This is a genomic window from Cellulomonas taurus (assembly GCF_012931845.1).
Lineage (GTDB): Bacteria > Actinomycetota > Actinomycetes > Actinomycetales > Cellulomonadaceae > Cellulomonas > Cellulomonas taurus.
In genome coordinates this window covers 1612274-1625027 of the sequence record NZ_CP051884.1, presented here as the reverse complement: position 1 = coordinate 1625027, position 12754 = coordinate 1612274, and the positions used below count along the sequence as shown (strand labels likewise).

At 70.1% G+C, this 12754-nt stretch carries 13 protein-coding genes; all 13 read right to left on the bottom strand.

Annotation, left to right across the window (positions count from 1 at the left end):
- Positions 1-28: 28 nt before the first annotated feature.
- The gene (gene aroB, locus HGK68_RS07525; RefSeq protein WP_169167002.1) at positions 29-1153 is read right to left on the bottom strand and encodes a 3-dehydroquinate synthase; all 1125 of its coding nucleotides are present in this window, start codon (positions 1151-1153) and stop codon (positions 29-31) included.
- Complete coding sequence (locus tag HGK68_RS07520) at positions 1144-1671, bottom strand: shikimate kinase (RefSeq protein WP_169165405.1); 528 nt, start codon at positions 1669-1671, stop codon at positions 1144-1146. The genes aroB and HGK68_RS07520 overlap by 10 nt, the downstream gene beginning before the upstream one ends.
- A complete protein-coding gene (gene aroC, locus HGK68_RS07515) occupies positions 1668-2864 on the bottom strand; it encodes a chorismate synthase (RefSeq protein WP_169165404.1) in 1197 nt (398 codons plus the stop codon). Before aroC ends, HGK68_RS07520 begins: the two co-directional genes overlap by 4 nt.
- An 85-nt stretch (positions 2865-2949) precedes the next feature.
- The gene (locus HGK68_RS07510) at positions 2950-3783 is read right to left on the bottom strand and encodes a hypothetical protein (protein ID WP_169165403.1); all 834 of its coding nucleotides are present in this window, start codon (positions 3781-3783) and stop codon (positions 2950-2952) included.
- The gene (locus HGK68_RS07505; RefSeq protein ID WP_169165402.1) at positions 3783-4478 is read right to left on the bottom strand and encodes a hypothetical protein; all 696 of its coding nucleotides are present in this window, start codon (positions 4476-4478) and stop codon (positions 3783-3785) included. The genes HGK68_RS07510 and HGK68_RS07505 overlap by 1 nt, the downstream gene beginning before the upstream one ends.
- Positions 4475-5524: a type IV pilus assembly protein PilM gene (pilM, locus tag HGK68_RS07500; RefSeq protein WP_169165401.1), complete on the bottom strand. Its 1050-nt coding sequence runs from the start codon at positions 5522-5524 to the stop codon at positions 4475-4477. Before pilM ends, HGK68_RS07505 begins: the two co-directional genes overlap by 4 nt.
- 88 nt (positions 5525-5612) lie before the next feature.
- Positions 5613-6401, bottom strand: coding sequence for a prepilin peptidase (locus HGK68_RS07495; RefSeq protein ID WP_169165400.1), 789 nt, complete (start codon positions 6399-6401; stop codon positions 5613-5615).
- Positions 6402-6407: 6 nt separating this feature from the next.
- A complete protein-coding gene (locus tag HGK68_RS07490) occupies positions 6408-8024 on the bottom strand; it encodes a hypothetical protein (RefSeq protein ID WP_169165399.1) in 1617 nt (538 codons plus the stop codon).
- Complete coding sequence (locus HGK68_RS07485; RefSeq protein WP_169165398.1) at positions 8021-8638, bottom strand: PulJ/GspJ family protein; 618 nt, start codon at positions 8636-8638, stop codon at positions 8021-8023. The genes HGK68_RS07490 and HGK68_RS07485 overlap by 4 nt, the downstream gene beginning before the upstream one ends.
- Positions 8635-9057, bottom strand: a complete 423-nt coding sequence (locus HGK68_RS07480) for a type II secretion system protein (RefSeq protein ID WP_169165397.1) — start codon at positions 9055-9057, stop codon at positions 8635-8637. Before HGK68_RS07480 ends, HGK68_RS07485 begins: the two co-directional genes overlap by 4 nt.
- 88 nt (positions 9058-9145) lie before the next feature.
- Positions 9146-9589: a type IV pilin protein gene (locus HGK68_RS15945; protein WP_206155824.1), complete on the bottom strand. Its 444-nt coding sequence runs from the start codon at positions 9587-9589 to the stop codon at positions 9146-9148.
- Between the two features lie 141 nt (positions 9590-9730).
- Positions 9731-10957: a type II secretion system F family protein gene (locus HGK68_RS07470; protein WP_169165396.1), complete on the bottom strand. Its 1227-nt coding sequence runs from the start codon at positions 10955-10957 to the stop codon at positions 9731-9733.
- Positions 10957-12345: a PilT/PilU family type 4a pilus ATPase gene (locus HGK68_RS07465; protein ID WP_246260669.1), complete on the bottom strand. Its 1389-nt coding sequence runs from the start codon at positions 12343-12345 to the stop codon at positions 10957-10959. The genes HGK68_RS07470 and HGK68_RS07465 overlap by 1 nt, the downstream gene beginning before the upstream one ends.
- Positions 12346-12754 lie beyond the last annotated feature (409 nt).

Below are 12754 nucleotides of genomic sequence, written 5' to 3'. Positions count from 1 at the left end.
GGTGCCTTACAAGCTCCAGGGCCTGTTGTCAGCCGAGCGACAGGCCCCGCGGCGCCGCGACGCCCTCGGAGATCTCCGCATACGCGGCCAGCAGCAGCGTCGGATCGGGACCCTCCAGCCGCGACGGGCGAGCGATGTCGTCCAACACCACGAACCGCAGCAGGTCACCACGGGTCTTCTTGTCCCGCCGCATCGCCGCGTGCAACTGATCCCAGCGGTCCCCGCGGTAGCTGACCGGCAGCCCCAGACCGGTCAAGATCGACCGGTGCCGTGCCACCACGTCGTCGTCCAGGCGCCCCGCCAACCGGGCCAGCTCGGCGGCGAAGACCATGCCGACCGACACCGCCGCACCGTGCCGCCAGGAGTAGCGCTCCACGTGCTCGATCGCGTGACCGAGGGTGTGCCCGTAGTTCAGGATCTCCCGCAGCCCGGCCTCCCGGAGGTCCTCGCCGACCACCCGCGCCTTGACCGCCACCGAACGCTCGACCAGCTCCGCCAGCACCGGCGACCCGGCCGCCGTCACCGGGTCGGTGATCTCCGCCCCGTGCTCCTCGACCAGCTCGAGGATCCGCGGGTCGGCGATGAACCCGCACTTGACCACCTCGCCCAGACCAGCGACGTAGTCGTGCTTCGGCATGCTCTCCAGCGCCGCCAGGTCGCACAGCACGCCGGCCGGGGTGTGGAAGGTGCCGACCAGGTTCTTGCCCTCGACCGTGTTGATCCCGGTCTTGCCGCCCACCGCGGCGTCGACCATCGCCAGCAGGGTGGTCGGCACGTGCACGACCTGCACCCCGCGCAGCCAGGTGGACGCGACGAATCCGGCCAGGTCGGTGGTCGCTCCCCCGCCCAGCCCGACGATCGCGTCGCTGCGGGTGAAGTCCGCCTGGCCGAGCACCTGCCAGCAGAACGCGGCGACCTGTGCGGACTTGGCGGGTTCGGCGTCCGGCACCTCGGCCAGCAACGCCTGGTACCCGTGCGCCACCAGGTCCTCGCGCATCGCCTCGGCGGTGGTCGCCAACGCCGCCGGATGGATCACCAGCACCTTGCGGACCGCCTCGCCCAGCATGCCGGGCAGCTCGCCCAGCAGGTGCCGCCCGATCACGACCTGATACGGCTGCTCCCCCGACACCTCGACCCGACGGATCACGCTGATTCCTCCCTCAGTGCGGTGATGCACTCCACCACCTGCTCCGGCGACACCCGGTCCGTCGACACGGTGTGCGAGGCCAGCTCCTGGTACACCGGCCGGCGCAGCTCCACCAGTGCCTGCCACTGCGACCGCGGATTGCCCAGCGCCATCGACCGCGGCTGGTTGAAGCCCACCCGACCGGCGGCGGACGCCAGCGTCACCTCCAGCAGCACGACGGCGCCACCGCGATCGGCGTAGGACGCCACCGCCTCCCGCACCGCCGGGTCCAGCACCGCGCCGCCCCCCAGCGCCAGCACCCCGTCGTGCTCGGTCAACGCCGCCAGCGCCGCCGCGCGCTCCAGCTCGCGGAAACGCTGTTCGCCGTCCTCGATGAACACCTCCGCCACCGACTTCTCGGCCACGCGCGCCACGTCGTCGTCGGTCTCCCGGAAACCGGTCCCCCACCGCCGCGCGAGCAGCGCGCCGACCGTCGACTTCCCGGCGCCCGGCGCGCCGATCAGGACCAGACGGGGCGCACTCACCGCAGCAGCTCGGGGATCGACGCCAGGTAGGCGTCCAGATTGCGCCGCACCTCCGGCACCGAGTCGCCACCGGTCTTCTCCAGCAGCGCGTCCGCCAGCACCAGGGCCACCATCGCCTCGGCGACCACCGCCGCCGGCGGCACCGCGCAGACGTCCGAGCGCTGATGCTGCGCCTTCGCCGGACCACCGGTCGTGTCCACCGTGTCCAGCGCGCGCGGCACCGTCGAGATCGGCTTCATCGCGGCCCGGACCTTGAGGATCTCCCCGTTGGTCATACCGCCCTCCAGGCCACCGGCCCGGTTCGAGCGCCGGTGGATCACACCGTCGGCGTCCCGCTCCATCTCGTCGTGCGCCTGCGACCCGCGCCGGGTGGCGGTGCGGAAACCGTCACCGACCTCCACGCCCTTGATCGCCTGGATGCCCATCAGCACCCCGGCCAACCGGGAGTCCAGGCGGCGGTCGGCGTGCACGTACGACCCCAGCCCGCTCGGCAGACCGTAGGCCAGCACCTCGACCACACCGCCCAAGGTATCGCCGGCCTTGTGGCAGTCGTCGATCTCCGCGACCATCGCCGCCGAGGTCTCCGGGTCGAAGCACCGCACCGGATCGGCGTCCAGGCCCGCCACGTCGTCCGGAGTCGGCAGCACGGTGTCCGCCCGCTCCTCCGGCACCGCCACCGGCCCGATCGCCACCACGTGCGACACCAACCGGATCCCGGCCGCCTGCTCCAGGAACTTCGCGGCCACCTGCCCCAGCGCCACCCGGGTCGCGGTCTCCCGCGCCGAGGCCCGCTCCAGCACCGGCCGGGCGTCGTCGAAGCCGTACTTGCGCATCCCGACCAGATCCGCGTGACCAGGACGCGGCCGGGTCAGCGGCGCATTGCGCGCCCGGTTCAACAGCTCCGGGTCGTCCACCGGGTCGGCCGCCATCACGTCGACCCACTTCGGCCACTCCGTATTGCCGATCTCGATCGCCAGCGGACCGCCCTGGCTGACCCCGTGCCGCAGCCCGGCCAGGATCCGCACCTCGTCCTGCTCGAAGGACATCCGTGCGCCGCGCCCATAGCCGAGCCGACGCCGGGCCAGTGCCGCCTGCACGTCGGCCGTGGTGACCTGCACCCCGGCCGGCAGACCCTCCAGGACACCCACCAGGGCGGGACCGTGCGATTCACCGGACGTCAACCAACGCAGCATGGGGGTGATCCTTTCACGGGGGGCGGACAGCGCCGCGCCCCGGTCCACGTGGTGGGCCGGGGCGCGGGGGTGGGGCGGGGGTGGGTCAGCCGTTGGCGCCGAGCGCGGCCTGGCCACCGAAGGACGGGAGCTCTCCGGCCGGCTGTTCACCCGTCGTGTCACCCGGAACTGCGGTCGGGTCGGACAGCACGTACAGGTTCCCGCTGATCTTCAGCTCCACGTCACCGGGCTGGGTGGCCGGGCGGCCGTCCGACGCGTCAGCGGCGTCCTGGCCCTCACCATGGGTGTCGGTCACCAGGAACAGCCGCTGGTCGTCCGCCTGCAGGTCAGCGAGGAACAGCAGCGAGTTCGGGAAACCCCCGAGCAGGGTGATCTCCACCGGAACCGCGACGAATCCCGCCGGGCCGGCCGCGGTGGCCGGGGCCGCCGCCGCATCGGCGGCGGGATCGGCGGTGGCAGCCGATGCCGTGGGCTCAGCCGACGGGGCAGCCGTCGCACCGTCAGCGGGCTCGGCCGCAGCCGCGGCGGCCTCGTCCTGGACCGCGCCCAACGTCGTCACGCCCTGGTTGTCCACCACGGGGACCGGGTCGGAGACGGTCACCGAGACGGCGGCGATCTGGTACGTGGTCTGCAGGGCATCCAGACGACGCAGGAACTCGTCCACCTGCTCGGTCGACGGGATGCCGACCTGCAGAGCGGCCAGCTCGTCCTTCAGCTCCGGGAGACGCGCCGAGGCGGCGGACAGCTCGCTCAGCCGAGCCTCGAGCATGACGTTCTCCGCCATCGACGACTCACGGCGCTCATGCACCGAGGCGGTCTCATCCAGAATCGGCGACACCCCGAGGAACCAGGTGCCTGCCATCAGGACCACGGCGCCGAGCGCTGCTCCGCCGATCCAGGTGGTGTTCTTCGCGACCATCAGCCCTCACCCTCCTGTGCGGCGTCTGCGGTGAACCGATTCGAGTACGCGTCCGTGTTGATCAGGAGCGACATCTCGATGCGGTAGAACGCCGTGCCCTCGTCGTCCGCCGTCTCCACGGACTGCACCCACGCGGACTCGTACCCGGGGATCGCGTCCAGGTTGTTCATCAGCTGGGCGGTGTCGGGCAGCGTGGTGCTGCGCAGGACCAGTGACACCGTGCCCGTGGGATCGGGTCGCAGCGGGTTGTCGCTGGCCACCGCGGCGTCCAGAACACTCGGCATCGACAGGTCGAACATCTCGATCTTCATGTCGTTCGGCAGGACTGCGGCGATCGCGCCCACCCGGTCGGCGAATAGCATGTCGGTCGCCATCCCGAGCTCCTGTGCCGAGTGCGCACGTTCGAGCGACGCCTCCACCAACGGCACCTCCGAGTAGCTGGCGATCTTCACCTGCAGGTCGGCGGTGCGCTGCTGCTCCGCGGCCAGCGCGTCCTCCGCGTTGCTCTGGTTCATCGTGGCTAGGCCGACAGCACCGACGCAGCCGAGCGCGACGACGACCAGCCCGTAGGCCAGGTAGCGCTTGAGGCTCCGCAGGGTCCGGGCCGAACGCACCTCGGGCGGCAGCAGGTTGACCTGCGGCGATCCCGTGAGCAATTCGGAGGACTGCGTGGGACGTGCCTCGACGGCGGTCATGCTGCCACTCCGTACGCGAGACCGATCGGCAGAGCGACGCGCGACTCCCGGCCGGTGAGATCGGCGCGGAGCTTGCGGCGGTCGATGTCGACCAGCGGGTTGCCGAGCGCGACCGGCAGTCGGCTCGCTGACGACAGGAACTGCCCGAGACCGGGCAGGTGCGCGCCACCACCGGTGACGATCACGCCCTCGATCCCGGCGCCGGGGTGGCTGCCCTGGTAGTACACGAAGGTGTTGCGGATCGACTCGACCAGCGTCCGGGTGACCTCGGAGATCACGCCCGCGGCCGGGTCGTGCCCGGGGGTGGATCCGACGCCGAGCTCGCGCTTGATCGTCTCGGCCTCGCCCAGCGGCACACCCAGGCTGCTCGCAACGGCCTGGGTCACGTTCAGGCCGCCGGAGGGCAGGGTGCGCACCAGGCGGGGCACGCCGTGCGCGGCGACCACGACATTCGTCACCGCGGCGCCGATGTCCACCAGCGCGACGATCCGCTGGGAGAGATCACCCCGGGCCAGCGCCCGCAGCAGGGCGAAGGCGTTCAGGTCGACCATGACCGGACGCAGCCCGGCACCCTCGACGGCGATCACGTTCGCGTTCACGGTGTCCCGCTGGGCGGCGACCAGCATGCCGCGCAGCATCCGGCCCTGCGCCCCGGCGACGTCGTCCGTCGCATGGAAGTCGAGCAGCGCCTCGTCGGTGGACATCGGCAGCGATTCCTGGACCTGATACGGCAGCGCCTCCCGGAGCTGAGCCGGGGGCATCCAAGGCAACTCCATCTCCCGCACGAGCACGCGCTGATTGCCGACGCCGATGACGACGTCCTTGGTGCTGAACTTCGCCTGGGACCACAGCTGCTTCAGCGCGGTGGAGACGGTGGCGGGCTCGGCGACCTCGGCATCCCGGACGGCGCCGGGCGGCAGAGCGACCTCGGCGTAACGGACGAGCGACGCGGCCCCGCGGGTCCGCCCCCGCCCGGTGAACTCCATCTCGGCTGCTCGCACGGCTGAAGTGCCGATGTCGAGCCCGATGACGCGCGTGCTGGCCACGGACGCCGCTCCTCCCTGTCGGATGGTCTTGTCGTGCTATCGGCCCGTGTCAGGGGCTTCTTAAAGGTGTGCGGCCGAAGCCACCCGCTCAGGTCAGGAGACCGAGATACCAGGTCGCGACCGGTTGCCCGGCCACCAGCCCCACGGCCGCACCGAGCAACATCCAGGGGCCGAACGGGATCTGCGTGCGCCGACCCGCCTTGCCGCGGGACATCAAGGCGATGCCGAAGACGCCGCCGAGCAGGAAGGCGGCGAACCAGCCGACCACGAGAGCACCCCAGCCGATCCAGCCGAGGTACAGCCCGAGCACCCCGGCGAGCTTCACGTCACCGAGCCCCATCCCGCGCGGGTACACCAGCACGATCAGCAGGTAGATCCCGAACATCGCGAGGCAGCCGATCACAGCCCGCACCAGTGCCCAGAAGTCCGCGGCACCACCGGGGTTCCAGCTCGCGAGCGTCAGCAGCACCAGCCCGACCGGGTACGACGGCAGCACCAGGACGTCGGGCAGACGCTGGGTGTCCAGGTCGATCAGCGCCAACGCCACCGACACACCGGCGAGGTACAGGAACGCCGGCAGCGCCCACGACAGCCCGCACCACAGGCCGACCGCCGCGAACAAGAGCCCCGTGACCAGCTCCACCGTCGGGTAGCGACGGGAGATCGGCTCACCACAGTCGCGGCACCTGCCGCGCAGCAGCAACCAGGACAGCACCGGGACGTTGTCGCGGGACCGGATCGCATGACCACAGCGCGGGCAGGCGGACGGCGGGTGGACGACGGACTCGCCGCGCGGCACCCGCCACACGACCACGTTGAGGAACGAACCGATCGCGAGGCCGAACAGCCCGCAGAACAGGACGACGAGGGTGGTCAACACGGATCAGCCGGCATCACGGATGTAGCTGAGCGCCCAGGCGGCGGTCGAGGAGTCCGAGGTGGCACCCACCGGGTTGTAGTTCAGGACCGTCGAGGTGCTGAGCGACAGCGTGCAGCCATAGGCCTGGCCGTACAGCGTCGGGGTGGTCTTCACCTCGAGGGGCTTGGCCGAGTAGAGCAGCACCGAGGTGACCGGGTCCTGGGTCCAGGTACCGGAGGTGAGCTCGATCCCCGTCCCGGTGGTGGAACAGGTCGATGCGCCAGCCGCCCAGGGGCTGACCAGGTAGAGGCTGTGCTTCTTCCCGTCGCCTGACGTGATCCGGAAGTTCCCGTTCTGCTTGATCGAGTCCGCCACGACGACCAGGTCAGCGGACAGCTCGAACCACAGCCCCATGCCGATGGTCACCCCCGAGGGGCACTCCGAACGCGCGTCCAGACGGGTGTTGGTGGTGATCTTGATCGGCGAGCCGTAGGCGTTGCCACCCCATTCAAGGTTGCATGCTGGTGGCTTGTTGCCGTTCGTGATGCCGCCCAGCACGGTGCTGCTCCAGGACTTGGCGGCGAAGCCGGTGGTGATCTGCGGGTCGTCGGCGCGCAGGATCGGGAACTGGTTCGCCTCGTCGACGGGGTAGGAAGGCGGCAGAGCGACCGCCGCCAACTCGACCATCCGGGCCCCGTACGCCGCCTTCATCTGGTTATACCAGTAGGCGGTGCTGTTGTTCACTCGACCGCCCACCGTGATCGTGCTGACGCTGCTGGCAGGCAGCCCGTCCACGCTGAGGTTCCCTCGGGCGATCAGGGCGGTGCCCATCTTGGTCCCGCCGGTGGACATGTAAACACTGCCGCCGACGTGCACGGTCCCACGGACGTCGCATGCTGAGCTGGTGAAGTCGGCATTCCCGCGGACGTAGAGATCGCCCCCGATGGTGGTGCCGGCCGCGCACACGAAGTTGCCCTCGGTGAGCACATCGCCGTCGACCCGACAGGGCGAGCTGGAGAACGTGACGTTGCCCTTGGCGTACACCGAGCCCTGGACCACCATGTTGGTGGCGCACGCGAACGTGCCCTCGGTGAAGACGTCTGCCGACTGGGTGTTGGTCGAATCCATCAGCTTGAGGTTCGTGTTCAGGCTGACACCGTTCTTGCCGAAGGCCGCCTTGTTGAACTTCGGCGAACTGCCCGGCTTGGTCAGCAGCGCCTCGACCGTGCGCCGATCACCGGTCGCGTTGCCGACCCCGACCGAGGACGCCGTGCCAGTGGACTGCAGGAAGACCGAACGCGCCGAGGACGAGGGGCAGCCGACCACATCGGCGGCGGTGGCGGTCGCGGTGGTGGACGAGTGGATCTTCACCGTCCAGCCGGTCCCGGTCACGGTGCCGGAGGTGCAGGTGTTCGCATCGAGCATCGACCGGACCACGTCGATCCCCGCCTGGGCGGTCGCCTCGGCCTGCACGGACGCCCGGGTGGCGGTGGTCGAGCCGATCGAGCGCATGGTCGCGGTCAGCATCACGGTGACGGTGATCGCGCACAGCAGCATGATCGCCAACACGGTCGCCAGGGCGAAGCCCTCGTCCTCGTCGTGCAGCCGCCGACCCAGCACCCGCATGGTCCGTCCCCTCACGAGAAGCACCCGCCGTTCCCTGTCCGGCCCTGCGGCAAGCGCACCACCTGGGTGTCCATCCGCACGGCCTCGATGTCGTCCGGATTCCCGGTCCTGGAGGCCACCATCGCCAGCTTCACCGATCCATCGGCGGCCAGGCTGAACGCCGGGAGGCCCGAGGTGAGGCTCACGTGCTGGACGGCGACGGTCCACCCGGCGCTCTTCGGGTTCGTGACGGCGTCGAGCTTCGTGCCCTGGGGCGCGTACCGGGTGTAGAGCGTGCCGGCATCGCCGGCGGTGGGCCCTGGCATGTACTGCCATGCCTGGCACCGCCACTTGTTCGTCGTGTCGCCACCGCCGGTGAACACCACGAGCACGTTGCCGCTGCCCGCAACCTTCGCGCCGTCCGACGTGGTGTTCCGCACTCCGCGCTGGATCGAGGTGAAGGCCGCCTGGATCTCGGCGCTGGACTGCCCGGTGTCCACCACCCGACGCTGATGGCCGAGCACGAGGATCAGTCCGCCGGTGATCATCGCGATCACCAGCAGGCCCACCGCCATGGCGACGATCAGTTCCACCAGGGTGAAGCCGTCCTGGTCTCCGGCCCGCAGCCGCTGCCGCACCGCCCGCCTCACGGGACGTAGACCTTGGTCGAGGTGGTGGCCAGCCGCTGACCGTCCTTGAACAGTCCGCCGCTGCCGACCACGACCACCTGGACGTCCACGGTCGCGGTGGAGCGGGAGGTGCACGCTCCGGTTACCGTCACAGTGCGCCGCATCTGTACCCCGCGCTGATCGGTGCTGGTCTGCTTCGCCGGACCGGCGCTGACCAGGGACGCGCAGTTCGCGGTGCCGGAACGCAGCGATGCGCGGGTGACGTCGGTGCCCGCCGCCGCCAGCTGGGTCGCGGAGGCGATGGTGGTCATCTTGCCGGTGGCGACCACGGTGCCGATCACGAGCGGCGCGAGCACCGCGAGCAGGATGCCCGCCAGGGTGATCGCGACCAGGACCTCGGCCAGGCTGAAGCCCGACTCCTCGTCCGTGGTGGGGGTCATCCGCCCGCTCCCTCGTGTGTGTGGCTGAACACCGGCATCGGGGGCACGCCGTGTGGCGTGCCCCCGATGGACTACTCGTGGTGGTGCATCACTTCTCGGTGATGGTGCCCGCCTGCGTGGTGGTGAAGGTCTTGCCGGTTGCGGACTTCACGGCGAGGCTGAAGTTGCCAGTGCCCATGTCGACCGAGCTGGTGCCGGCGTCGAAGGTCACGCCGTCGCTGAGGGCGATCTCGACCGGGGTCGCGGTGCCCGAGGCGACGGTCGGGGTGATCTTGACGGTGGTGGTGCCCGCGAGGGTGACCGCGGTGGCCGACGGGTTCTCCGACAGCACCACGGCGACGTTGGTCCGCAGGGTCGACAGGTCGGCCTTGGCAGCCGAGTCCTTCGCCTTGTTCTGCTGGTTCAGGTACAGCGGCACCGAGATCGCGGCGAGGATGCCGATGATGATCACGACGACCAGGAGCTCGACGAGGGTGAAGCCCTTCTCGCCGTTCTCCTTCTTCTCGATGGCCTTGCGCACATAGGCGAGCATGACAATTCCGATCTGTTGTCAAAAGGATGCGTACACAGGCAGGCAATGCGTTCGGAAGAATGTCCGGCCGATCCCCGCAACTCACTCATCGGAAGCCACGGGTGGGGACTTGAGCCGCCACCGCCGATTCACCCCTACGGGTTACTGGATCAGCTCGAAGATGGAGAACATCGGCATGTAGAGGGCCACGATCATGCCGCCGACCAGACCACCGACGGTCACGATCATGAGCGGCTCGATGAGGCTGGTCAGCGACTCGGTCGTCTGCTGGACCTCCTGGTCGTAGAACTCGGAGATCTTCTCCAGCATGGTTTCCATCGCGCCGGAGTCCTCACCGACGGCGATCATCTGGGTGACCATCGACGGAAAGACGTCGTGTTGCATCAAAGGCTCGGCCAATGACGATCCGCGGCGCACCGATTCGCGGACGTCGCGCACCGCGAGTTCGATTGTCCAGTTCCCACTGGTCTGCCCCACGATGTCCAGTGCCTGCAACAGCGGGACACCGGCTCCGATCATCGTGCCGAAATTGCGGGTGAACCGGGAGACGGCGATCTTCCGGGCCAGCGACCCGAACACCGGCGCCTTGAGCTTGAGCGGGTCGATCCGGCGCCGGATGCCCTCGTCGTTCTTGTGCTTGCCCCACCAGGCGAGGAAGACCACCAGCGCGACCGCCAACACCGGCGCCAGCCACTTCATCACCCCGGACAGCCACACCAGGAACTGGGTCGGCGCCGGCAACGAACCGCCGAGGTCGTCGAACATGCCCTCGAAGATCGGCACGATGAACAGCAGCATCGCGATCATCGCCAGGATCGCGACGCAGAGCACGACGACCGGGTAGGCCAGCGCGGACTTGATCTGACCGCGCAGCTTGACCTCGGCCTCGAAGTTGTCCGCCACCGACAGCAGTGACTTCTCCAGGAAACCGCCGGTCTCCCCCGCGCGCACCATGTTGATCATCAGCGGCGGGAAGGTGTCCGGGTGCTTCTCCAGCGAGCCCGACAGCGACTGCCCGACCTCGACGTCGGTCCGGACCTGCCCGAGCACCTTCGCCAGTGCCTTGTTCTCGGTCTGTTCGGCGAGGATCGACAGGGTGCGGATCAGCGACAGACCGGCGGAGACCATCGTGGCCATCTGACGGGATGCCACCGCGAGGTCCTTCAGCCCGATCCGGTCACCCAGGCCCGGGATCTTGATCTCCCGCTGCAGGCCGGTGGTCTGCACCTCGGAGACCGACACCGGTGCCAGACCCATGGCGCGCAGCCGCCGCGCCACCGCCGCCTGGTCGTTGGCGTCGATCCGCCCCTTGACGACCTTGCCGGACTTGTCCCGGACGGCGTACTCGAAGGTCTTCACCGCGGACATCAGATGCCTCCCTGACCGAAGGTGTCACCGGGGAAGGCGGCGGCAGCGTTGCCGGCACCCTGCATGCCGCCGGAGAACCGCCCGGTGAGTCGGTTGTAGTCCTCGACGTGGTGGGCCTTCTCCAGCCCGACCTCGTAGGTGATCTTGCCGATCTTGACCAGCTCGGCGAGGTGCTGGTCCATCGTGTGCATGCCCTGCTGCGCACCGGCCTGCATCGCGGAGTAGACCTGGTGTGTCTTGCCCTCACGGATCAGGTTGCGGATTGCCGGGGTCGCGACCATCACCTCGGTGGCGACCACCCGGCCGGGCGCGTCGGCCCGCTTGCACAGCGACTGGCTGACCACTGCCTGCAGGGCACCGGCCAGCTGGGTCCGCACCTGCGCCTGCTGGTGGGAGGGGAACACGTCGATGATCCGGTCGATCGTCTGCGCCGCGTCCTGGGTGTGCAGGGTCGCGAACACCAGGTGCCCGGTCTCGGCCGCGGTCAGTGCGACCTGGATCGTCTCCAGGTCACGCATCTCGCCGACCAGGATGATGTCCGGGTCCTGGCGCAGCACGTGCTTGAGCGCGGCGGCGAAGGAGTGGGTGTCCTCGCCGACCTCGCGCTGGTTGATCAGCGCCTTCTTGTGCCGGTGCAGGAACTCGATCGGGTCCTCGACGGTCATGATGTGCTCGGCGCGGGTGCGGTTCGCCAGGTCGATGATCGAGGCCAGGGTGGTCGACTTGCCGGAACCGGTCGGGCCGGTGACCAGGACCATGCCGCGCGGCAGGCCCGCGAAGTTGGACACCACCGGGGGCATGCCGAGTTGTTCCAGTGGCTTGATCTCGTAGGGGATGACTCGGAACGCGGCGCCGATGGACTCGCGCTGCTGGTAGAGGTTGACCCGGAACCGGGCGTGGCCGGGCACCGAGTAGGACAGGTCGAGCTCCAGGTCCTGCTCGAACTTCTCCCGGTGCCGCTGGGTGAGGACGGAGAACAGCGACCGGCGCAGGGACTCCCCGTCCAGCGGGGTGTCGAAGCCGGGCAGCGGGCGCAGCTCGCCGGACAGGCGCACGGTGGGCGGGGCGCCGACGGTCAGGTGCAGGTCGGAGGCACCGGCCTCGACCATGGCGACCAGGATCTGGTCGAGCACGATGTCCTCGGAGCGACGCTGCTCGCCCATGCCGACGCGGGCCTGGGAGCGCATCGCGGCACGGGTGCCGGCGCGCTGGGGCTGGGCGACCGTGGAGGGCTGCGCGCCGGACTGCGGCGCGGTCGGCTGCTGGGGACCGGTCGGCGGCTGGGTGGCGTGGGGCTGGCGGGGGGCGGTCCGCTGCTGGGGTGCGGTCGACGGCTGCTGACCCGGGTACTGCTGGCCCGGGTACGGCGGCATCGGCGCGTGGGGCATCTGCTGCTGCCCGCTCGGCGCCGCGGGCATGGCAGCCTGAGGCGCGGCGGACTGTGCGGGCACCTGCCGGGTCTGCGGCTGCGCTGGTTCGGTGGCGAAGGCCGACGCCCGTGCCGGGGCTGCCGGAGCCGCGGGAGCGATGCCGGGAGTGCCGAGCGGGGCGTGAGTGCCGCCGGGCGCCGAAGCCGTCCCCGGGGACGCGGGATCCCACTGGGCGGGCGCGGACGGTGTCGTCGCCGGGGGTGCCGACACCGGCGGGGTCGCGTCCAGCGGCCCACGGGGTGCGAGCGGTGACCACTGCTGGTCGCCGGGGTAGCCCTCGGTCACGTCATCCTCCGAACCGGCCGCGGGCGCGGCCACCGTCACCCCATCGGACGCTCAGCCACCGAACTGAAGCGATGACCGGCAG

Excerpts from the sequence above, each read along its gene's own strand:
- HGK68_RS07505 (WP_169165402.1), bottom strand. The coding sequence starts at position 4,478 with ATGACCGCCGTCGAGGCACGTCCCACGCAGTCCTCCGAATTGCTCACG.
- HGK68_RS07510 (WP_169165403.1), bottom strand. The coding sequence starts at position 3,783 with ATGGTCGCGAAGAACACCACCTGGATCGGCGGAGCAGCGCTCGGCGCC.
- HGK68_RS15945 (WP_206155824.1), bottom strand. The coding sequence starts at position 9,589 with ATGCTCGCCTATGTGCGCAAGGCCATCGAGAAGAAGGAGAACGGCGAG.
- aroC (WP_169165404.1), bottom strand. The coding sequence starts at position 2,864 with ATGCTGCGTTGGTTGACGTCCGGTGAATCGCACGGTCCCGCCCTGGTG.
- HGK68_RS07470 (WP_169165396.1), bottom strand. The coding sequence starts at position 10,957 with ATGTCCGCGGTGAAGACCTTCGAGTACGCCGTCCGGGACAAGTCCGGC.
- HGK68_RS07480 (WP_169165397.1), bottom strand. The coding sequence starts at position 9,057 with ATGACCCCCACCACGGACGAGGAGTCGGGCTTCAGCCTGGCCGAGGTC.
- HGK68_RS07465 (WP_246260669.1), bottom strand. The coding sequence starts at position 12,345 with ATGCCCCACGCGCCGATGCCGCCGTACCCGGGCCAGCAGTACCCGGGT.